This window comes from Curtobacterium sp. VKM Ac-2922 (assembly GCF_022815645.1).
Classification (GTDB): Bacteria; Actinomycetota; Actinomycetes; order Actinomycetales; family Microbacteriaceae; genus Curtobacterium.
The window spans coordinates 88,293-106,847 of the sequence record NZ_JALGRO010000010.1; the positions used below are offsets into that span (position 1 = coordinate 88,293).

Genomic DNA, 18,555 nt, shown 5'->3' on the forward strand with positions numbered 1-18,555 from the left:
GAACACCGCGGCACCCCGGATACCCGGGCGGCCCGGGGCCAGCTGGCCCCGGGCCTCCCGTTCCGTCTCGTGGTGCGGTGGATCAGGCCTGCACGTCGCCGCGCCAGCCGGCGTCGGCGGGCGTGGACTCGACGCGCTCCTTGTAGTTCTGCAGGTCCTTCTTGACCGCGTGGCTGCCGACGCCGACAGCCGAACCGAGCTTCTCGAGGAAGCCGATGGGCTGCCAGTCGATCTGCGCCGTCACGCGCGTCTCGTTGTCGGCGAGCTTGTGGAACGTGACGACGCCGGCGTGGTCGGTCTCGCCGTCCTTCACCGTCCAGGCGACACGCTCGTCCGGGTGCTGCTCGGTGATGACGGCGCGGAACTCGCGCTCCTGACCGGCGACCTTCACGGTCCAGTCGGTGGTGGTGTCGTCGACCTGGATGATCCGTTGCACCTCGTCGAGGAAGTGCGGGAACTCCTCGAAGCGGGTCCACTGGCCGTAGGCGGCGCTGACGGGGACGTTGACGTCGATGGTCTCGATGATCTGGGGCATGACGTCGACGGTAGGCGGCGAGTGCTGGGTGCGGCACAGGGTCGGGCTAGGGTTGGGACGATGACTCAGCACGGGAAGCACGCGTTCCACGAACGGGACGACCACGGCATCCTGGTGCGCCCCGCCCTGGCGTCCGACGTGCCGCACATCCAGCGGCTCATCGCGCCGTACGTCGACCGGCGGATCCTGCTCGGCAAGGAGAACGTCGCCCTGTACGGCTCGATCCAGCAGTTCCGGATCGCCGAAGGGCCCGACGGCACGCCGATCGGCTGCGGCGCCCTGGCCGTGTTCTGGGACGACATCGCCGAGGTCCGCACGCTCGCGCTCGACGCGGACTGGATCCACAAGCGGGTCGGCCACCGGATGCTCGAAGCGCTCGAGCACGATGCCCGCGAACTCGGCGTCGCGCGGATCTTCTGCCTGACGTTCGAGGTCGAGTTCTTCGCCAAGCACGGGTACCTGGAGATCGGCGAGCAGGTCGTCGAACCGTCCGTCTACGCCGAGCTCGTGCGCTCGTCCGACGAAGGCGTGGCGGAGTTCCTCGACCTGGCGCGGGTCAAGCCGAACACGCTCGGCAACACCCGCATGCTGAAGATCCTCTGACGCTTTCTCGTCGCCGTCGGCGGGGTTCCCTCGCCCAGCGCCGCGCGGTGTCTACCCTGTGCGCATGTCGTCGTTCCGTCACCCCGTGGGCCCGCAGAAGCCGGGCGTGTACTGGCGCCGTCGCCTGACCGTGCTGGGGATCATCGCGGTCGTCGTGATCGTGATCGTGCTCATCGTCGTCGGGCGCGGGAACGGTGCTCCTGCGGCAGCGCCGTCGCCCTCTGCATCTGCGCGCACCTCGTCCGCTGCTGCGGCACCGGCGGCATCCGCGTCGTCAGCGCCGTCGTCCGGGACGTCCGGCGATGCGACGCCGGCACCGTCCGCCACGGCCGACGCCGGGGGTGCCGACGGGTCCACGTGCGCGAAGGGACAGATCACGCTGAAGCCCGTGCTCGACAAGAGCGCCTACGGCCCCACCGAGGACCCGAAGATCGCGATGTCGATCGCGAACACCGGGTCGAAGTCCTGCCACCTGGACCTGGGGTCGGCGCAGCAGGTGCTGACCATCAGCTCGGGCGAAGAGCAGTACTGGTCGTCGAAGGACTGCCAGACCGGCGGGACGAACCAGGACGTGACGATCAAGGCCGGGCAGACCCTGACCACGCCGGCCATCGCGTGGGACCGCACCCGGTCGTCGACCAGCACGTGCGACTCGTCACGGCCGTCGGTGACCGGTGGGGGAGCGAGCTACCACCTGTCCGTGTCGGTCGGCAACATCACCTCGACGGACTCGGCGCAGTTCATCCTGAACTGAGTCCGGGGCCGGGCGGGATCAGCTGAACTTCGGGGTGTCGACCTTGCAGCGCACCGGCTGGCCGGGCTGCCCCTGCTCTTCGGAGATCACGCGCTTGCCGTCCAGCAGGATGCGGCAGGTGGCGGTCCGGCCGCTTGCGGGGGTCGCCGCGACCGAGGCTGGTGACTCGGCGAGCACGATCGTCTCGTGCGTCCATGACGCGCTGCCGTCGGAGCTGCCGGCGCCGGGCTTGGTCATGGCCGTCGACAGCGTGCGCGTCGTGGCGGCATCGCCACGGGACTCGGCACCCAGGTACGAGACGGCGTGCAACGTGGTGGCGTCGGACGAGTCGACACTGACTTCGTAGGTGACGTACCAGGCATCGCCGAACTGCTGGTGGATCTGCGTGCAACCCGTCAGAGCGAGGGCTGCTGCGCCCAGGACGACAGCGGCGGACGCACGGGTGATGGTGCTGCGAATGGTCATACAAACACAATCGCGGCCGGCCGATCGAACTTCGTCATGACGAAGGTTCGATCGAGTCCGACCGCGGTCGTGTTCGGGGTCAGCCGACCGGATGACGGTCAGCGTTCCCCTGGGGTTCAGCCGATGACGGTGATGTTCTCCGCCTGCGGGCCCTTGCGGCCCTCAGTGATCTCGAACTCCACCTTCTGGTTCTCTTCGAGACCGCGGTAGCCGCTGCCCGAGATCGCCGAGAAGTGCGCGAAGACGTCCGCGCTGTTGTCGTCCGGGGCGATGAACCCGAAGCCCTTTTCGTTGTTAAACCACTTGACGGTTCCAGTTGCCATGATGGCGTTTCCTTAACTGTTCTTGCTTTCCATCGCGGTATGACACGCAGACGGAGCCTCGACGTATGTCGACGAGGATGATGCGCCACGCGGGCAGGTGCCGGCGGGACGGGTGCGGGATCAGACGGTGGGTCGAAGACCCGGATGTACTGACCCATGAGTCCGGTTGAGGGGCGAAACCACCTCGTCCGGACGTTGGACGCCGCCGAAGCGGTGGTACCAACGTAGCGGGTCTTGGGGCCCAGGGCCAGACGCGGTCGCCCCGATTCGGGAAATCTGGTGAACTTGACCCTGATGGCAGACAAGGAACAGCGGTTCCGGAGCGAACAGCTCGAGGACGCGCTCGCGAAGCAGGACGTGGCGGCGGTGGCGTACGCGCTGCGGAACGACATCGTGATCGTGCCGCGGCTGGTCACCGGCAAGAAGGACATGCAGGTGCGAGTGTTCGGCCGCGAGGGCTCGGACAAGCGCATCCTGCTGCTGTTCTCGTCGGCGGACACCTACACGGCGATGGTCCCGGGCGAGAAGGTCCGGCAGGTCATGGTCTACGACGCCGCCCGGCTCGAGGAGTTCCTCGCCGCGCACCTCGACTCGCTCGAGGGGGTCTTCTTCGACATCGCCGGCCCGCACACGATGCAGGCCGAGCCCGCCGACCTGTTGGACGCACTCCGCGCCTGACGACGCCGGACCAGTCGCCGCGATCCCGGTCCCGTCGCCGCGATCCCGATCCCGTCGGCGCGATCCCGGTCCTGTCGGTACTGTCGCCGCATGGGGACCACCGTGCTGCCAGGGATCATCGCGTTCGTCCTGGGCGGGTTCCTCGCCGTTGCCGCGGTCGTGCCGTGGGCCGCGATCCAGTACCGCCGGCACGGTGCACTTGGGTTCCGCCGCAGCGTGCTGGCCTTCGTCACCCTGGTCTACGCGCTGGCGCTCGTCACCTACACGCTGTTGCCGCTGCCCACCGACGCAGCCGCAGCCTGCCGGGTGTCGGCGATGCCGCAGCTGCACCCGTTCACGTTCCTGGACGACATCGCCCGCGAGGGCGGGCTGTCCGGTCCACGATCCCTGCTCAGCAACCCGGCTGCCGCGCAGGTCGTGTTCAACGTCCTGCTGTTCTTCCCGCTCGGCGCGCTGGTCCGGAACGCGCTGGCGCCACGTCGCTGGTTCTGGGGGCTCGTGGTCGGCGGCGCGGCCGGGTTCGTCGTCTCGCTCGCGATCGAGTTCACCCAGCTCACGGGCGACTGGTTCCTGTACCCGTGCGCATACCGGCTGTTCGACGTCGACGACCTCATCGCGAACACGACGGGCGCACTGCTCGGGACCCTGGCGGCGCCACTGCTCGGGGTGTTCCTGGCATCACGACGACAGCCGTCTCCTGATGCCGCTCGCCCGGTCACGTTCTGGCGTCGGGCCTTCGGGATCCTGGCCGACGTGTTGGCGCTGTCCCTGACCAGCGGTGTGCTGGTCGTCGGGGTGACGCTCGCGCTCAACGCGTTCGGCGTCGACCTGCGCTCGCCCGCCACCCTGACCGCGCAGGCTCTGGTCGGGTTCGTCGCACCGCTGGTGCAGGTGGTGGTCGTGCTCGCGACCGGCCGCACGCTCGGAGAGGCCGTCGTGCGCCTGCGGCCCGTGCCGACGCCCGGTGTGGGGCAGCGACTGGTGCGCTGGGCGCTCGGCTCCGGCGGGTGGGCGCTGCTGTCGACGAGCGGGTTGCCGTTCTCGGGGCTGGTCGCGTCCGCGCTGGCAGTTGCCGCGGTGATCGGGCTGCTGGTGACGAAGGACCGTCGTGGGTTCCCGTCGGCCGTCGCACGGTTGGGTGTCGAGGACGACCGGCTGCCGGTGCGCTGACCCTGCGGGTCAGACTGGAGGCTCGGCCCACGTCCGCCACGCCGGTACGCGTCGAACTGCAGGCTCGGCCCGCGTCCGCCACGCAGGTGCGGGTCGGGCTGGAGGCTCGGCCCGCGGTCGCCATGCCGGCGCGTCAGAAGGCGGCGTCGAGTTCGCGTTCGCGCACGGACCTGGTCATCGAGAACGCGACCCGCAGGGCTTCGCGGAGGTGTTCGGCGTCCGCGCCGAGAACGGTCGTGAACCCGAGCCGTCGCGCCTCGCTCGCGCGCTGCTTGGCTCCCGTCGCCTGACGGATCTCGCCGGCAAGGCTGATCTCGCCGATCGCCGCCAGCGTGTGCGGGTACGGGCGATCACGTGCGGCACTGGCCAGGGCGAGCACGATCGCCAGGTCGGCACCCGGCTCGGTGAGCTTCATGCCGCCCACGGTCGACACGTACACGTCGGCGTCGGACAGCTTGATGCCCGCGCGACGTTCGAGCACCGCCAGCAGCATCGCCACGCGTGACGCGTCGACGCCGTTCACCACGCGACGTGGCTGTGGCGCCGAGCTCGGGACGACCAGGGCCTGCACCTCGACCGGCAGCGCCCGGCGGCCCTCCATCGCGACCGTGATGCACGTGCCGGAAACCGGCGTGCCGTTGCGGGACATGAACAGCCCACTGGGGTCGGGCACCTCGTGGATGCCGTCACCGGCCATGTCGAAGCACCCGACTTCGTCCGTGGGGCCGAAGCGGTTCTTCAGCGCCCGGACGAACCGCAGCGCCGTCTGCCGGTCGCCCTCGAAGTGGCAGACCACGTCGACCAGGTGCTCGAGCAGCCGCGGGCCGGCGATCGAGCCGTCCTTCGTGACGTGCCCGACGATCAGCACGGGCAGATTGCGCTGCTTGGCTTCGCGGATCAGGGTCGAAGCGACCTCGCGCACCTGGGACGTCCCGCCCGCTATGCCGTCGATCGTCGCCGACGAGATCGTCTGCACCGAGTCGGCGATCAGCAGGTCGGGCTGCACCTGGTCGATCTGCCCGAGGATCACGCCCAGATCGACCTCGCTGGCCAGGAACAGCTCGTCGTGCATGGCGCCCGTGCGCTCGGCACGCAGCCGGACCTGGTCGACGGACTCCTCCGCGCTGACGTACAGCACGCGCTTGCCCGTCGCAGCCGCGCGCGAGGCGACCTCGAGCAGCAGCGTGGACTTGCCGACGCCGGGTTCACCGCTCAGCAGAACGGCGGCTCCGGGGACGATCCCGCCGCCGAGCACGCGGTCGAACTCGCCGATTCCGCTGGTCCACCGGGGGACCGCACCGACGCGGGCCTGCGTGATGGGCTGGGCGATCCGGGTGCCCGTGACCGCGACCGCGGTGGTGCCGCGGGCGCTGGCCGTGACGGCGGAGGTGTCTTCGACCGTGCCCCACGACTGGCACTCGCCGCAGCGGCCGACCCACTTGATCGTGGTCCACCCGCACTCGGAGCAGCGGAACGTGGACTGGGGGCGGGCCATGAGTCGAGGTTAGGCCGCGCCGCCGACATCACCCGACCGCTGCTGCGGCCCGTCGGAGTCGTCGTCGGAGTGCTCGTCATGCGGGCCCTCGGGCTGGTGCTCGGGCTGGTGCTCGGACTGTTGCTCGCTTTGCTGCTCGCTCTGCTTCCGGTCCTGCGCACCGGGGATCGGGATGCCTCCGGTCATGCGCTCACGCAGCCGGTCGATCCGGTTCGGGCGGTGCGCGTACTCCATCTCCTCGGCACCAGCGACGTCCTGCTCGGAACGGGCGTTGGCCACGGCACCGGCTTCGCGCCCCAGGTCCTCTGCCTCGCGCGCCGACAGGTAGTGCCGGATCGCGGCGACGGTGTCCACGCGGGCATCGATCGCCGGCTCGAATGCACTCGCCCAGACCTCGTACCCGCGGTCGTTCGGGTGGAACAGGTCGCCGTACGAGTTGAAGAACGTGCGGCGGATCCCGACCCGCTTGGTGATCGCGTGCAGGGGGGCGACGGTCAGCCCGAGTTCGTCGGCGACGCGGTGGACGATCTCGTTCGCGACGGCGACCTTGCGCTCACGGTCGGGAGCGAACATGCACGGCAACTCGGCGACGACGGCGTGCGACGGCACGGCGCCGTAGATCGCCCGGAGGTTCCGCTCGAACTTGTCCGGGTGGAAGTCGGCGATGTCGTTCGCTCCGATCGACACCGTGCAGATGTCCGGAGTGAAGCCCTGCAGCTTCGGCAGCTGGTCCTTCTTGGCACCCCAGGTCGTCGCGCCGGAGACGCTCAGGTTCACGACCCGGAGCGTCATCCGCGAGCGGTGCCGGATCCGCCGAGCGAGCAGCCCGACGTACCCGCGCGAGGGCACGCTCGCGCCGACGCCCTGCGCCGCGGAGTCGCCGATCGCCAGGTAGGTGAGCTGTCCCTCGTGGTGCAGTCGCTCGCGCCACCACTCCGCGTGCGTCGGGAGCATCTCGACCACGCGTTGTGAGGCGGCGCGCTGTCCCTTGACGCCGGCCCGGGCGCCGAAGGCCGCGCCACCGGCGACCACCAGGCCGCCGCCGATCGAGGAGAGCAGTGCGATGAGGGTCCGGGACTTCATGCCGTGGACGGTACGCCCGTGGGACTCGTCGGATCAGAGCGGATCCTGGGGGTGTGGGTGACGTCCTGCAGGAGACCGCCTGTGGAGGGCGAGCCGACCTGCGGTGTCGCGAGGGGCCTCCCGGATCATGTAAACTCGCTCTCGGTACCGTGTCCGAGCGGCCGAAGGATCATGTCTCGAAAACATGTGTGGGGGCAACTCCACCGTGGGTTCAAATCCCACCGGTACCGCCACAGGGTCATTTGCAAGTCTGGGGTTCCAGCGTTTGCAAGTCTGACCAAGAACGAGAGCCCCCCGGTTTCGGCCGGGGGGCTCTCGTTTTTCGTGGTGGCTGGCAGCGCCTTGCGCGGTTCGGTGACCCTGTTGCCGCTTCGTGAGCCCGAGCCGGGAAGGCGTTGAGCTGATGCCCAGGTTTGGGCAAGCTGGGCACTCAGGGAGCCTGGTCGCCCGCGGACTCTTGTAGCGCGCAGCCATGCCGATCGACGGACCGTCAAGTCCGTTGACCACATCTTGTGATCTCGATCGGCTCAGGCATGCGGATCGGAACTTGTTTTGTTTCCTTACCTAGGGCAACCCGCGACAACATCGCTGGCCCCGCGGAGTACGTGCCGCTGCAGAGCCTCGTCGATGAGGACTTCAATCTCGTGGCGCTGAAAGCTGCTGCGACGCGCGGACGCCTCGACGCCATTCGGGGTGCCGATGACCAATGGCGCTCAAGCCGAATGGCGCTTGCCACGTTAAAGGACTCGAGGTTCAAACGCTCTTCCTCCTGAGCTTGAGTCCCTGTAGGACTGACACGAATCGCATGGTCGTGTCCAAAGTGTGGAGGCGGGCCTGCGGGTGGGCGCTGTGTCGCTGCTGCGCTAAACCGGCGGCGCAGGCACCTCCGGTTCCACGAACGGAACGAGTTCCCGGGGCGGTGGGTTTCGCAGGTAGCGCGTCTCCCCGCGACGGTCGCGGGACCGCTGCAGGTATTCGCCGTCTTGCTTCCTCCGCACCGGCGTTCGTCCGGCTGCTTCGCGGAGCTGCTGCTCCCTGAGCGCATTCTCGAACTTGATGATGCGGGTCATGTTCGACTTCACGGCGAGCAGGGCGAGGGCGAGCTGCTGGGCGGCGAGCCCGCGCATAGGCCGGTTGGTTGTGACGTGGAGCTTGTGGTCACGCTGCAGAAGGTCGTTGGTCGATTCGCTGCTGCTTCGGTCGGAGCGGTAGACCTTGAACCACTCGCGGCCGTTGTGTCGGAGCATCTGCCGCTGCTGCACATGCTCGGTCGGCTTGACGGTGACGCTTGTCTGGCAGCAGACCTTGTAGTCCTTCTGCCGGTCGGTGATGTTGGCTGCTTGGATGCGGACACGGTCTGCTTCGTCGTCCGGGATGGCCTTCGGGTGCAGTTTCCGGAGGGGGCACGATGCGGTCGGGGAGATACCGGATGCTGGGCAGCTGAGCCGGAGCGTGCCGTCTGCCTTCTTCTCGTGGACGCTGAGTTCGTAGTACTCAAGGCGTTCGAGTTCCTTCCAGTACTCGGCGTCGGTGAGCTTGCCGGCTTCCCACCGTGCGGTGACGTCGAGCAGGTCGAACGGTGTCGAGGGGCAGACGTAGCGTCCGTTGACCATGATGGCGCCGCCGATTGCGCCGTTGGTGATGCCCTTCTGCCGCTCTACGTAGTCCTTCACGACTGGGATGTTCCGGCGGACCAGTTCCTCGTGGAAGGCGTCTTTGAGCTGCGAGTAGCCGCGGTCGAAGGAGAATCGGGTGAGTTCGTATCCTCGGGCCTGGAGTGAGTCGAGCAGGTCGATGGCGTGGTCGCCGATGCGCTTGTTCGGGGTGCCGAGGCTGATGGCGCGGATGAGCTGTGGGGCTTGTAGCTTCTTGTCGAGGTCGGGGTCCTCGATGACGTCGATGATGATGTTCGCCATGTAGGACAGCTCCCATTTGATGCGGGAGACGCGCTTCTCATCGTCGGCGTTGCGCTTCTTCGCCCCCTTCTTCTTCGGCGCCCAGTCTGCTTCGAGTGCGAGCACCCGGCGTGGTTCGGCTTTGTCGGTCGTGGTGTCGAGCTTGTTGCGCATCGGGACCTCGCTGCCGTCCTTGTCGCGCTTCCACCGTGCCTGGTGGACGCCGGCGGTGACCTGGCTCTGGTCGATGGTGAACGCCGTCTTCTTGCGACGGAACTCTGGCGCCTGCTGCCGAATCGACATCTCGACGAGGGCGTTCATGAACCATTCACCTCGGGCGCGCATCCGTGCGAGGAACTCCTCGTCGAGGTTCGTTTCCCACAGCTGCCGCTCCTCCAGCGTCATTGCCTTCCACTTGTTCCGCTTGAACCCGTCGTTGGCGACGTATGGGTCGAACGTCGCGATGACGCGGTGGATGGCACGATGCGCCAGGAAGTACCAGTTCTTGAACGGGTTGTCGTACAGGTGGGCGATGCCGAGTACTTCCCGTGCCTCTGGTGTCAGCCGGTGCTCGAGTGCCCGTTCCATGTCGCGGATGCGAACGGTTGATTCCTCCATCACGAGGATGAGCGCGACGGTGAGGATGACTGCGTCGGAGATGTCGGGCTGCGGTCCGCCGGCACGTTTGCCGGACGCTGCGCGGTCGAACCGCCGCCAGCCGACCAACGCTGGGAGGACCCGCGACTGCAGGACGCGGTTGAGCCACGTCTGTGCGAGGTCCGCATCGATGGGGGTCATAGCGCCGGCGCCTGCGGCAACTTCCCGTCCGGTGAGCCCGCCTTCCGCTGCACTGGCGAGTACTTCGAGGGTGAGGGCGACGGTGTCGTCCCAGGAGAGTGCCTCCATGCTCATCGGGCGTCACCGCCGTCCTTGGTCCGACGTTCCTGCAGGTGCGCCTTCAGCTCTGCCATAGCGTCCGGGCCGGCCGTCGACCGCTGCTTTCGAGGGGAGCGCGGCGCGTCCGACGGAACCTGACTTCGTGAGCGCACCGGCATCCAGTCCGGTTCCAGGTCGTGCACGGTGGGGAACACCGTCCCGACTGTGGACGTGGACGTGGACGTGGACGCATGCGCGCTGCCAGCGGGCACTGCAGTCTGGTCGCGGACGTACGCGGTCATCGCGCGCCGGGCACCCTCCGCCGCGGCCTCGAGAGTGAGCAGACGGCTTGGTGTTTCGGTGGCGTCGCGCATCTGGCAGTAGCCGGCGGTCCACGCTCCGTCAGCCGCCGCGGGTCGGAGGTGCGCGGATGGCTCACGCAGCTCCGTGTCCCAGCCGGCGAGGTCGGTGGCGGTGATGCGGGGCAGGTAGCGGCGCAGCGTTTGCACGTCTGGCATTCCCGCGGCGTGCATGAGCGCGCCGAGGGGCAGTACCGGCAGCTGGCTCAGCACCCACGTGTCACGCAGCCGCTGCGCGAACGGGGCGGGGTGCGCGCCGACGCAGAACCACTTGAGGGTCCGTACCCGAGCATCGTCGGCCTGCCCGGGGAACAGCACGAACTGGTCGGCGTCGAAGTCGTCGAACACGTCGTCGAGGTAGCTGGCCCACTCCGTCTGGATGGGGACGGTCCGCGGGTACCGGCCGGTGACGTGGACGCTGTAGCCGGCGTCGGACCGGACGACGTCGCGACCGCGGACGTGTGCGCATTCGACGGACTGCAGGCCGGCACCGCCGGCGAGGGCGAGGAACGTCTTGGCGTATCGGCGGTGGACGGCGTTCTTCCGGGCGACGGCCCAGCTTTCGAGTTCCGCGAGTTCGCGGGCGTTGTAGGGGATGACGCCGTGGCTGATGCGGCCGCGCTTCTTCCGGTTGTGGTCGACGTCGGCGACGGCGCTTGCAACACGGAACAGCAGCGAGTGCAGCGTCTTGTGCAGGCTCGACTGCTTCTTCGGTGCACGCATCCGGACGTACCGGCCGAGAAGGGTGGGGTGGAAGAGCTCGGCGCGGTCGAGTGGGACGTGCTCGTTGTTCGTGGCCCAGATGACGTAGTGAGTAACGACGGAGAGCATCCGGGTCCCTACGGGGATGTTCGGCGGCCCGTAGTCGACGACGGCTTGGCGGGCGAAGTCCTGCACTCGGTCCCAGTCGGCGGGAGTGACGTTGAACGGGCGGTATTGCATGAGCGCCTCCCACAGTTCCCGTGTGTCGTGTTCCGTGTTAGGAACAGAGTGTGCTACAGGAGCGGGCGAAGTGGAAGGGGTCTGGTGTTGGGTCTCGGTCATGCCGGGGCTATGCGCGGGTGACCTCAGCAGCTGAGATTCCAGGTGTGAGATCGCTCCTCGATCAGTGGCCGAGTCCGCCAGGCGGCAGGAACGAATGCCCCGATCAGGGATCACTTCTCGGTGTTGCCCGGGCTGCGCCAGGGCGCTGCGGAATTGGTGATCCGCGTCGATGCAGCCCGGGCGTGTCGGCTTCTCCGCAGGGCGTCCCGCATCACGTTGAGAGTCACCCAGACGCGCGCTGCGTCATCGGTCGGCGATGTACGGGCATCGACGATGAAGCGATGGGGCAGCGCGTCCACGGACTACTGCCACCCGTGATCCTCCGCTACTCGGAGACGAACGGCAGTATCCGGTCGAGCGCTTCCGCGGACTGCAGTCCGGCGACGCGCAGCAGCGTCTTCAGCGGTGTGCCCGCTTCAAGGCGTCCGACGAGCCAGGTTGCCCGCATCCGCCGGGTTTGGATCTCCATCGGCGGTGCAGTGCGGGAGACGAAGTCGGTGATGAGGTTGACGTTGCTGCCGCGTTGTTCGGCACGGAATGCCCACCCCTGCCCGTTCAGGTGCACGTATCTGCTGCGGAGTCCTGCGCTCCACTCGTGCAGCACCGGAACGTCCCGTGCGCCTTCGCCGATGATGCGCACCACGCACGTTGTGTCGGTCGTCGCGACGTTCTCGAGTCGCAACCGGATGATCTCCGCCCCGGTGAGACCGGCGCCGAACCCGAGCGAGAGCAGCGCCGCTGCGGACGTCCGCCGTTCCGCAGAGGTCTGCGCCCGTGACCACCCTTCGAGAGCGGCTTGCTCGGCCTCCGTATATGGCCGGACCGCGTCTGCTTTTCCGAGTGCCCTGAACTTTCCGACGGCGCCGTCGCCGAGAAGCGCTTCGGAGACGCGTCGGAGGCGGGCACGGATGGTGTTCCGACTGGCACGGTTGTAGCCGGCGAGGTGGTGGATGATGAAGCGGTTCACCATGTACGGGTCGAACACTGCGTCATCGGTGAGTGGTGCGTACTCCGTCCGGGCGAAGTGAGTAAGCCGTGTGACCGCAGGGTAGAGCTCCCGTGCGGAGTAGACCACGAGGGGTTCTGCACGGTCGACGACGTCGTAGACATATGCGGAGATCGCCTGCCAGTCCTTCGCCGGTAGCTGCGGTCGGTACGAACGCTGTCCTGACCCCTCAACCATGTTCGTAACAATAACCGCCGGGTGGTGCGGGTGGTGCGGTTGGGCGGTGCAGGCCATCACTGTGCGACGTGCGCGCGGTGGTCCGTGTTCACTCGTCGTCAAGCGCGGAACCGTGCCGTACGGTGTCTGGATGAGTGATATTCGGGTACGTGGTGGCGAGCGAGGCGACGGCGACGACGCTCGGATTCTGCGGGAAGCAGTGGCCGTTCCCGCCCGCGTTGACCAAGTCGCGCGCGTGCTCGGTCAAGCGCCACTTGAAGTGGTTGAACGCCTGCTCGTCGACGGGCGCGAGGCGGTGCCGTTGACGGCGATCTTGCCGGCCGAGGCTGTTCAGCAGCTGCTCGGCGCTGTGACGCCACGAAAGAGCTTCCGAGCTCTTGAGCCGATGATCGTGCAGGCGTTTGAACGGGCGCGAGGTGTCGAGGACGTCTTCCGGCCGATGACGATCGCCGTGCTCAAGAATCGGCTCATCGGCACGATCGGCAGAGAGTTTCACGAAAGCGACTACGGCGTGCCGCATGTCCGATCGTTCGTCCGGTTGTTCCCGGCGCTGCTCAGACCCGTTGGCGATGACCGTGTCCCGATGGTCGAGCTCATCGACCCGACCTCTGCGGAGGAAGCGTCCACTCCGAGCGGCACCGAGCAACGCATTCGATCAGACCTCTGGCGCGCAAGCTTGGACTACGCCTCTGGCCAGCAGTATGTCTGGGACCCGGAGTCGCAGAGCGCTCGCCCCGCATCGCCCGTGGACGCCGGCACGATCGTGTTTCCGACGCTGCATCGCGGTGACATCGCGCAGTGGCGCGCCGCCTTCGCCGACACCGTGGAAGCCGGGGATGGTCCTGCCCACGACTGGGCGGAAATCGGCGCCGGACGCACCATTGGACTGCCGAACCATCACCGTGCCGCGTGGAACAGGTACCAGGCGGAACAGGTCGCGGCGCACGTCCGCCGATTCTTCGACCTGCACAACATCTCGGAGGTCCCCGTGCACGCCGCGGCGCCGAACCGCGGGGCATCTCACCCTGAGTCGCCGCTGCGCGCGTACCTTCACCGTTACATCGACACTGCCTCCGAGGCTGAGCTCGCGAGGTTGCAAATCGATCCGACGGTCGCACTGCGTCTGGCGCGGTGACTGATGGTTGATCCGCGCATGTTCATCGTGCTCGCCGCCGAGGAGCCGCAGGACACGTTCGACTCAGCGAAGGCCGCGCAGCACGCGTTCGAGGGTGCCGGGTTCACGGTGCAGACCATCCGAACTGCGACTCTGACATCAGACGTCCCTGAAGAGAGCAACCGGCCGATGCACCTCCTCCGTGCCCGGCACGCGCATACCATCTACGAAGCCCTGCACCGCGGCCCAGTCGCGGTGCTCGGCACCGGGAAGGCGCGCGTTCGATCCGACCTGTTCGGCCCGCTGACGCATCGACGCACCGTGCCGCTGGAACGCTTTGTCCGGTACAAGGCGGTGTACCGGTCAATCCATGACGTCGACGCTGCGCAAGATCTCATCGACGCGGTGATGCTGTGGCCAGGAGATGACCGGTTCTCCGACGAGCGTGACCATCGGGTGCTGCCGATGCATGTGTTCTCGCTCGAGGACTGGCCCGCACTGCACCTTCCCGATGGGGTCGCGTCGTTCGAGCGGGCGCACGGGCGAGCTGCTCACCTCATCGACAACGCGGACCGTGACTGGAAGCGACCCACCGCGCTGCACGGCAACGAAGTGCTGCATACGCGAGGTGTGGAGCTGCGTGCTGGCCACCACTGGGATGTGCAGAGCGAGCGGAGTTCGGGCCGATTGAGCACGCACCTCGAGGTTTGGGCGTTCCCGCGAGGCGCCTACGTGAATGTGTACCCGAACGCCGTGGTGCGGGGTGGGCAGTCGTCAGCGTCCTCCGCAGTGCAGATCTGGGACGAACTCGGCGCGGAGCACCAGAAAAAGAGCCGCGCCACCCCGAAGAAGACACCTCATCGGCGTGACAAACGCCGCACGCGGTAGGTACTGTAGGTCCCGATCCGGTGCCTACGCATCGGAAGGACGGTTCGGATCGATCATCCGGACCCGAAGCAAGCGGTACAAGCGTGGGGACGCTACCCGACCACAACACGAGCCCTGGATCGTAGATCTAGCCGGTCGGACGCCTCCGCCACATGCATCATTGATGCCTTGACCGTGCGCCGTGAGTGCTCGTTCGTACGCATTGGGCCCCCTCATCTCCGAGGGGGCCCAACTTCGTTTCCGCTCCTGGCCGTACGTTCCGCGAGGCGTCGTCATCGCTCGGGGCGGCCGCCTCTACGCTTGCCGTATGGGTCGACCGTCACGTGCGCTGCCAGTGGAACTCGCGGGCGCGCCGTGGCCGGAAACACCGTCACCGGACCCGTTCGGTGAAATCGACCGCCAGTTCGTCGTGAATGTTCGCGACGCGATGGCTGGCCGGAGTCTTCGTGCCGTCGCCGCCGACGCCGGTATCGGGCATGTCACTCTGCAGCGCGTCCTCGCGGGGCAGGCGTGGCCGGATCTGCAAACTATCGCCCGCCTCGAGGTGGGGCTGGATGCTGCACTGTGGCCGCGGCATCCGGTTGGGTGAACCGGTCGTTGAACCGGTGCGCGGTCGCGTAGAACGCAGCCCAGCCGTCACTGCCCCGGTCGACGGGCTCTGGCGGGTACCAGTCGCTGTCGGTGACGTCGGCGAGCAGTTGCATCTCCGTCCACGTGTCCGGGTCGCCCGGGTCAAACGACGGCGGAGCGCTCCGCGTCTCAATACCCGCGCGACGGTCGAACGCGTTCCGGTCGGCGACGAAGTGCAGCGCGATTCGGCGCAGCTTCGATCGGGTCTGCTCATCACGGCCCGTGGTGGAGACAGCCACCTCGCGAGTGTCCAGATCAAGTCGAGCAGCTGCGTGTCTGCGACCTTCGGTGACGACGATCGTGACGACGCTTGCACGTTCAACTGCCTCAACGTGCACGCCCGGTGGCGGGACGACGGAGGCCGGCCAGCCGACCCGGGGAACGTCGTGTTGCTGAAGGTATGCGGCAATCCAGCGAAGCACGCGGTCCGCCCGAAGGTTCATAAGTAGGAACATATCGTGCCTTGGCTTCACCGTCTACCAGGGGCCCATGTATCCGCGGCTCGGCACTTCGCAGCACCCGCGCCGGCGTCGGCCTTCGTGCTGACACGGCTGGAGGCGCCTGATGGATCTCCCGCTCACCGGGTGCGCGCCGCCGTCATGGTGTCGGCGCGCACACCGCGGAGTGTGCGGGGCGCACCCGAGCCTTCCGGCGGGGCGCTAACCGTCGAGGTGGATGGCGAGTGCGGGGCAGACCGCGGCTGCATCCCGGACCTGCTTGAGGCGACTAGTCCGACGTGAGCGGTGTGCGCAAGTGCGCATTTGGTGCTGTATCGAGTTCCCGTGGGAGCCAGAGGAAGCCGGGCGTATGGTCTGCGATGTTGTCGATGGCGTGTAGTGCTGGGCGAAGCTGGGCGATCGCGTCATCCACGGTGACGAGCTGTTCCGCGAACACGTCTGCTCGGTACCAGGCGGGCCCGACGGCTGCCGGCGTGCACGATGACGGTACTGGCGCAGGCCAGCTGCTCCACCGCCATTGGAAGCCGACGCGGGAGACGTCGCCGCACACGTAGACCCGGTCGTCCCAGCCGAGGACTTCCAGCATGTGCACCTGGCCCGCTTCACCGTCCGCGCTGATCTGAGAGAAGCGGCCGACTCCTGCCCAGGGGTTCCGGGCGGACCGAGACCGGATGATGTCCTCGGCTGCCTGGAGGGTGTCGAGGGGTTCCCAGAGCGCGTGCGTGCTGTTGTCGCGGTGCCAGAGCTCCCCGCCGTCGAGGAACTCGGCTGGTCGGGGGTCTGGCAGGAGCGTGAGTGTGCCGGCGGGTTCGAGGGTGAGGGTTATGGGTGGTCAGTTGAGGAGATTGTGGCGGAGGTCGTAGCCGGTGTCGGCGGCGAACTGCAGCAGGTTGCGGACGTCGTCGAGAGCGGCGGTGTCGTCGTCGTCGCGGAAGTCAGCGCGGAGGAGCGTGCTCGCGGTAATGAAGTCATCGGTCCGGTCCCGGTATCCGGCGGCGGCTGCGGTAAGGAAGATGGTGGGGTCGGCGGGGCGGATCAGTTCGGTGCCGGCGTAGCCGACCGTGTCGGGTTCGAATCCGAGCACCGTCATGTCGACTTCCTGCTCCGTGAACGCGGCAAGCCGGTAGGGCAGGTCGCGTTTGCCGATCATGGGGTAGCCAGGTCGGTCGGAGATGGCGCGGCCGGAGATCCGGCACCCGGCGCCGATGAGTCGCTCCGCTTGCTCGGGAAGCGGTAGGTCGGACGTCCACTGAGTTCTGACGCCGCCTGGTCCGGGGTAGCAGGCGATCGCGAAGTCAACGAGCCCGCCGACCTTCCGTGATTCCCATCCGATGTCGGTGCGGTGGACGCGTTTGCCGAGGCGTGCGAGAGCGTCATCGACCTGACCCGCGGTGAGTCCGGCCCGAACGAGCCGGTCGAACGTGGCGCCGTTGACGGCGAGCATTCGTGCGACGGCGAAGGTGACGTAGATGGGTGCGGCGTCCTTCCACCGCTCGATCACACCGAGAACCTGTTTCCCGTCGACCCAAGCCCTCCGCCGGTCCACGTCGACGAGCAGGACGGTCTCGGTTTGTTCCGCGAGGGCTACCTGCGTCGTCGTCACCGTCCGCGGCGCCAGCAGCAGCAACTCCGGAGCGACTGCTGGCTCATCGCGCGGTTGCTGCGTCAGTGACGGGAAGCGTGCGCGGCGGCCGTCGGCGAGGCGGATCGTGTCGTGCGACTCCACGACCGCGGGGAGCCCAGCGAGCTTCAGGACGGCGAGAGCGCCGGTGAGGTCGGTGGTGTCGCCGAGCCCGTACGGCATCGTGATCTGCGGCCGACCGGCGTACGCGGCGGCGACCCATTCGAGCCTCAGCCCCATCAGCTTTGTTCTCCCGGGGTGTCGGGCCGGGTGATGGCGATCAGCCAGCGGGTTTCTTCGAGGAACGGTTCCCACCCGTCGCGGGTGTCCCCGTGTACTGGTTCGCAGATGTTGCCGGTGTCGGTGCTGCGGATGATGACCTGCCGCAGCTCGCTGCTAGGCGGGTCGCGGAAGAACACGTGCCCGTGCACTCCGGTGGCGTCGTAGGCGACGTTGAGGAGGAACAGGTCCGGCTGGCTGGTCATGGTCGCCACCGTCGTCCGCGGAACAGGGCGATGATCGTCGTCAACGGTCGGCCTTCCTGCATCCAGTCCAACGGCGTCAGGATCCGGTCGTCGACGGCGAGGAAGTCCAAGGGTGTGGTCATGAACTCCGTCATCGCGGCAGCGTCGAGGAGCGGCTGCGGGGCTGCCGCGTAGAGGACGTCAAGGCCTGGCAGCTGCGATGACGGGTCGCCGAACTCGGGGAGGGCGGGCTTCACGAGTTGCCAGTCCGGGATGCGTTCTTCGCCATCGAGGTCGAAGCTCGTCAGCCGATTCGATTCGAACAACTCACCGACCTCCTCAATGCTGATCTGCAGGGCCGCGGCGACTTCCGCCTCGGTGAGGGTGGTGTTGAGCAGGTTCCGGCGGATCCGGGCCTGCGTGGTCTGCCACCAGTCCTCGGGAACGTCCGCCGGACCGACAGCGGAATGGTCGGGTTGGCGGGGGATCTGGCGGCCTTCATCGGCGTACGCGGAGAGTTGTTCGCGGGTGACTTCACCGCGGGCGTACATCCACAGCTGCGACTGCCACGGCACATCGTCCGGGAACCCTTCCAAGTAGCCGGAGTGGATCACCGCCCGGACGGCTTTCTCCCTTCGTGCGACCTCGGAGGCGGGGATGAGGAGGGTCTGCACGATACGGTTCGCTTCCCGCACCGCCGGCACCGTCAGGTCCGACAGGACCGTGTTGGTCCTGTCGTAGAGCTCATACCCCGGCTCGACATCCACGGCGCGGACAAGGATCTGCGCCAGGTGTGCGTCCGGGTTCTCGGTGTCCTCGAGGAGGACATGCCCCGAGAGGATCCGGTCGTTCGAGAGATGCAGGGACACCAGATGCATCATCAGCAACTACCTCCAAAGGGACGGGCGTGAGCAGAG

The 18,555-nt window shown here is 67.6% G+C and carries 18 protein-coding genes and 1 tRNA gene; 7 read left to right on the forward strand and 12 right to left on the reverse strand.

Features of this window, described 5'->3' with window-relative positions:
• Positions 1-82: 82 nt before the first annotated feature.
• The gene (locus MT346_RS12880) at positions 83-535 is read right to left on the reverse strand and encodes an SRPBCC family protein (protein ID WP_243563474.1); all 453 of its coding nucleotides are present in this window, start codon (positions 533-535) and stop codon (positions 83-85) included.
• Positions 536-595: 60 nt separating this feature from the next.
• Between MT346_RS12880 and MT346_RS12885 the strand changes: the two genes are divergently transcribed.
• Positions 596-1,138, forward strand: coding sequence for an amino-acid N-acetyltransferase (locus tag MT346_RS12885; protein WP_243563475.1), 543 nt, complete (start codon positions 596-598; stop codon positions 1,136-1,138).
• 64 nt (positions 1,139-1,202) lie between these two features.
• Positions 1,203-1,892: a hypothetical protein gene (locus MT346_RS12890; RefSeq protein WP_243563476.1), complete on the forward strand. Its 690-nt coding sequence runs from the start codon at positions 1,203-1,205 to the stop codon at positions 1,890-1,892.
• A gap of 18 nt (positions 1,893-1,910) precedes the next feature.
• On the opposite strand, the gene MT346_RS12895 is transcribed toward MT346_RS12890, so the two are convergent.
• Positions 1,911-2,357, reverse strand: a complete 447-nt coding sequence (locus tag MT346_RS12895) for a hypothetical protein (protein WP_243563477.1) — start codon at positions 2,355-2,357, stop codon at positions 1,911-1,913.
• A 116-nt stretch (positions 2,358-2,473) separates the two neighbouring features.
• Positions 2,474-2,680 carry a cold-shock protein gene (locus MT346_RS12900; protein ID WP_056126521.1) on the reverse strand — a complete coding sequence of 69 codons (207 nt, stop codon included), beginning with the start codon at positions 2,678-2,680 and terminating at the stop codon, positions 2,474-2,476.
• A 279-nt stretch (positions 2,681-2,959) separates the two neighbouring features.
• Here MT346_RS12900 and MT346_RS12905 point away from each other — a divergent pair, with 279 nt between their 5' ends.
• Positions 2,960-3,358 carry an SseB family protein gene (locus tag MT346_RS12905; protein WP_243563478.1) on the forward strand — a complete coding sequence of 133 codons (399 nt, stop codon included), beginning with the start codon at positions 2,960-2,962 and terminating at the stop codon, positions 3,356-3,358.
• 90 nt (positions 3,359-3,448) lie between these two features.
• Positions 3,449-4,528, forward strand: a complete 1,080-nt coding sequence (locus MT346_RS12910; protein ID WP_243563479.1) for a VanZ family protein — start codon at positions 3,449-3,451, stop codon at positions 4,526-4,528.
• 133 nt (positions 4,529-4,661) lie between these two features.
• Here MT346_RS12910 and radA read toward each other — a convergent pair whose 3' ends face one another.
• Complete coding sequence (gene radA, locus MT346_RS12915; RefSeq protein ID WP_243563480.1) at positions 4,662-6,023, reverse strand: DNA repair protein RadA; 1,362 nt, start codon at positions 6,021-6,023, stop codon at positions 4,662-4,664.
• Between the two features lie 9 nt (positions 6,024-6,032).
• A complete protein-coding gene (locus MT346_RS12920) occupies positions 6,033-7,106 on the reverse strand; it encodes an SGNH/GDSL hydrolase family protein (RefSeq protein WP_243563481.1) in 1,074 nt (357 codons plus the stop codon).
• A gap of 143 nt (positions 7,107-7,249) precedes the next feature.
• Here MT346_RS12920 and MT346_RS12925 point away from each other — a divergent pair.
• Positions 7,250-7,339 (forward strand) — tRNA-Ser (locus tag MT346_RS12925).
• Between the two features lie 630 nt (positions 7,340-7,969).
• Here MT346_RS12925 and MT346_RS12930 read toward each other — a convergent pair.
• The 3 genes from MT346_RS12930 to MT346_RS12940 all read right to left on the reverse strand — a co-directional run bounded on the left by MT346_RS12930 (position 7,970) and on the right by MT346_RS12940 (position 12,463).
• Positions 7,970-9,913, reverse strand: coding sequence for a hypothetical protein (locus MT346_RS12930; protein ID WP_243563482.1), 1,944 nt, complete (start codon positions 9,911-9,913; stop codon positions 7,970-7,972).
• Positions 9,910-11,178 carry a hypothetical protein gene (locus MT346_RS12935; RefSeq protein ID WP_243563483.1) on the reverse strand — a complete coding sequence of 423 codons (1,269 nt, stop codon included), beginning with the start codon at positions 11,176-11,178 and terminating at the stop codon, positions 9,910-9,912. Before MT346_RS12935 ends, MT346_RS12930 begins: the two co-directional genes overlap by 4 nt.
• Positions 11,179-11,605: 427 nt before the next feature.
• Positions 11,606-12,463, reverse strand: a complete 858-nt coding sequence (locus MT346_RS12940) for a hypothetical protein (protein ID WP_243563484.1) — start codon at positions 12,461-12,463, stop codon at positions 11,606-11,608.
• A 130-nt stretch (positions 12,464-12,593) separates the two neighbouring features.
• Here MT346_RS12940 and MT346_RS12945 point away from each other — a divergent pair, with 130 nt between their 5' ends.
• Positions 12,594-13,598, forward strand: a complete 1,005-nt coding sequence (locus MT346_RS12945) for a hypothetical protein (RefSeq protein ID WP_243563485.1) — start codon at positions 12,594-12,596, stop codon at positions 13,596-13,598.
• Positions 13,599-13,616: 18 nt separating this feature from the next.
• Entirely contained in the window at positions 13,617-14,465 is an 849-nt protein-coding gene (locus tag MT346_RS12950; protein WP_243563486.1) for a hypothetical protein, read from the forward strand.
• 527 nt (positions 14,466-14,992) lie between these two features.
• On the opposite strand, the gene MT346_RS12955 is transcribed toward MT346_RS12950, so the two are convergent.
• From MT346_RS12955 to MT346_RS12970, 4 genes are all read right to left on the reverse strand, one after another.
• On the reverse strand, positions 14,993-15,538 hold the full coding sequence (locus tag MT346_RS12955) for a hypothetical protein (protein ID WP_243563487.1): 546 nt from the start codon (positions 15,536-15,538) through the stop codon (positions 14,993-14,995).
• Positions 15,539-16,385: 847 nt separating this feature from the next.
• Positions 16,386-17,414 (reverse strand): hypothetical protein, encoded by a 1,029-nt coding sequence (locus MT346_RS12960; RefSeq protein WP_243563488.1) that lies wholly within the window; start codon positions 17,412-17,414, stop codon positions 16,386-16,388.
• Positions 17,414-17,659, reverse strand: coding sequence for a hypothetical protein (locus tag MT346_RS12965; RefSeq protein WP_243563489.1), 246 nt, complete (start codon positions 17,657-17,659; stop codon positions 17,414-17,416). Before MT346_RS12965 ends, MT346_RS12960 begins: the two co-directional genes overlap by 1 nt.
• On the reverse strand, positions 17,656-18,519 hold the full coding sequence (locus MT346_RS12970; RefSeq protein WP_243563490.1) for an antitoxin VbhA family protein: 864 nt from the start codon (positions 18,517-18,519) through the stop codon (positions 17,656-17,658). The genes MT346_RS12965 and MT346_RS12970 overlap by 4 nt, the downstream gene beginning before the upstream one ends.
• Between the last annotated feature and the right edge of the window lie 36 nt (positions 18,520-18,555).

Coding starts and splice junctions, on each gene's coding strand:
- MT346_RS12880 (WP_243563474.1), bottom strand. CDS start 535: ATGCCCCAGATCATCGAGACCATCGACGTCAACGTCCCCGTCAGCGCC.
- MT346_RS12885 (WP_243563475.1), top strand. CDS start 596: ATGACTCAGCACGGGAAGCACGCGTTCCACGAACGGGACGACCACGGC.
- MT346_RS12890 (WP_243563476.1), top strand. CDS start 1,203: ATGTCGTCGTTCCGTCACCCCGTGGGCCCGCAGAAGCCGGGCGTGTAC.
- MT346_RS12895 (WP_243563477.1), bottom strand. CDS start 2,357: ATGACCATTCGCAGCACCATCACCCGTGCGTCCGCCGCTGTCGTCCTG.
- MT346_RS12900 (WP_056126521.1), bottom strand. CDS start 2,680: ATGGCAACTGGAACCGTCAAGTGGTTTAACAACGAAAAGGGCTTCGGG.
- MT346_RS12910 (WP_243563479.1), top strand. CDS start 3,449: ATGGGGACCACCGTGCTGCCAGGGATCATCGCGTTCGTCCTGGGCGGG.
- radA (WP_243563480.1), bottom strand. CDS start 6,023: ATGGCCCGCCCCCAGTCCACGTTCCGCTGCTCCGAGTGCGGGTGGACC.
- MT346_RS12920 (WP_243563481.1), bottom strand. CDS start 7,106: ATGAAGTCCCGGACCCTCATCGCACTGCTCTCCTCGATCGGCGGCGGC.
- MT346_RS12930 (WP_243563482.1), bottom strand. CDS start 9,913: ATGAGCATGGAGGCACTCTCCTGGGACGACACCGTCGCCCTCACCCTC.
- MT346_RS12935 (WP_243563483.1), bottom strand. CDS start 11,178: ATGCAATACCGCCCGTTCAACGTCACTCCCGCCGACTGGGACCGAGTG.
- MT346_RS12940 (WP_243563484.1), bottom strand. CDS start 12,463: ATGGTTGAGGGGTCAGGACAGCGTTCGTACCGACCGCAGCTACCGGCG.
- MT346_RS12945 (WP_243563485.1), top strand. CDS start 12,594: ATGAGTGATATTCGGGTACGTGGTGGCGAGCGAGGCGACGGCGACGAC.
- MT346_RS12950 (WP_243563486.1), top strand. CDS start 13,617: ATGTTCATCGTGCTCGCCGCCGAGGAGCCGCAGGACACGTTCGACTCA.
- MT346_RS12955 (WP_243563487.1), bottom strand. CDS start 15,538: ATGAACCTTCGGGCGGACCGCGTGCTTCGCTGGATTGCCGCATACCTT.
- MT346_RS12960 (WP_243563488.1), bottom strand. CDS start 17,414: ATGGGGCTGAGGCTCGAATGGGTCGCCGCCGCGTACGCCGGTCGGCCG.
- MT346_RS12965 (WP_243563489.1), bottom strand. CDS start 17,659: ATGACCAGCCAGCCGGACCTGTTCCTCCTCAACGTCGCCTACGACGCC.
- MT346_RS12970 (WP_243563490.1), bottom strand. CDS start 18,519: ATGATGCATCTGGTGTCCCTGCATCTCTCGAACGACCGGATCCTCTCG.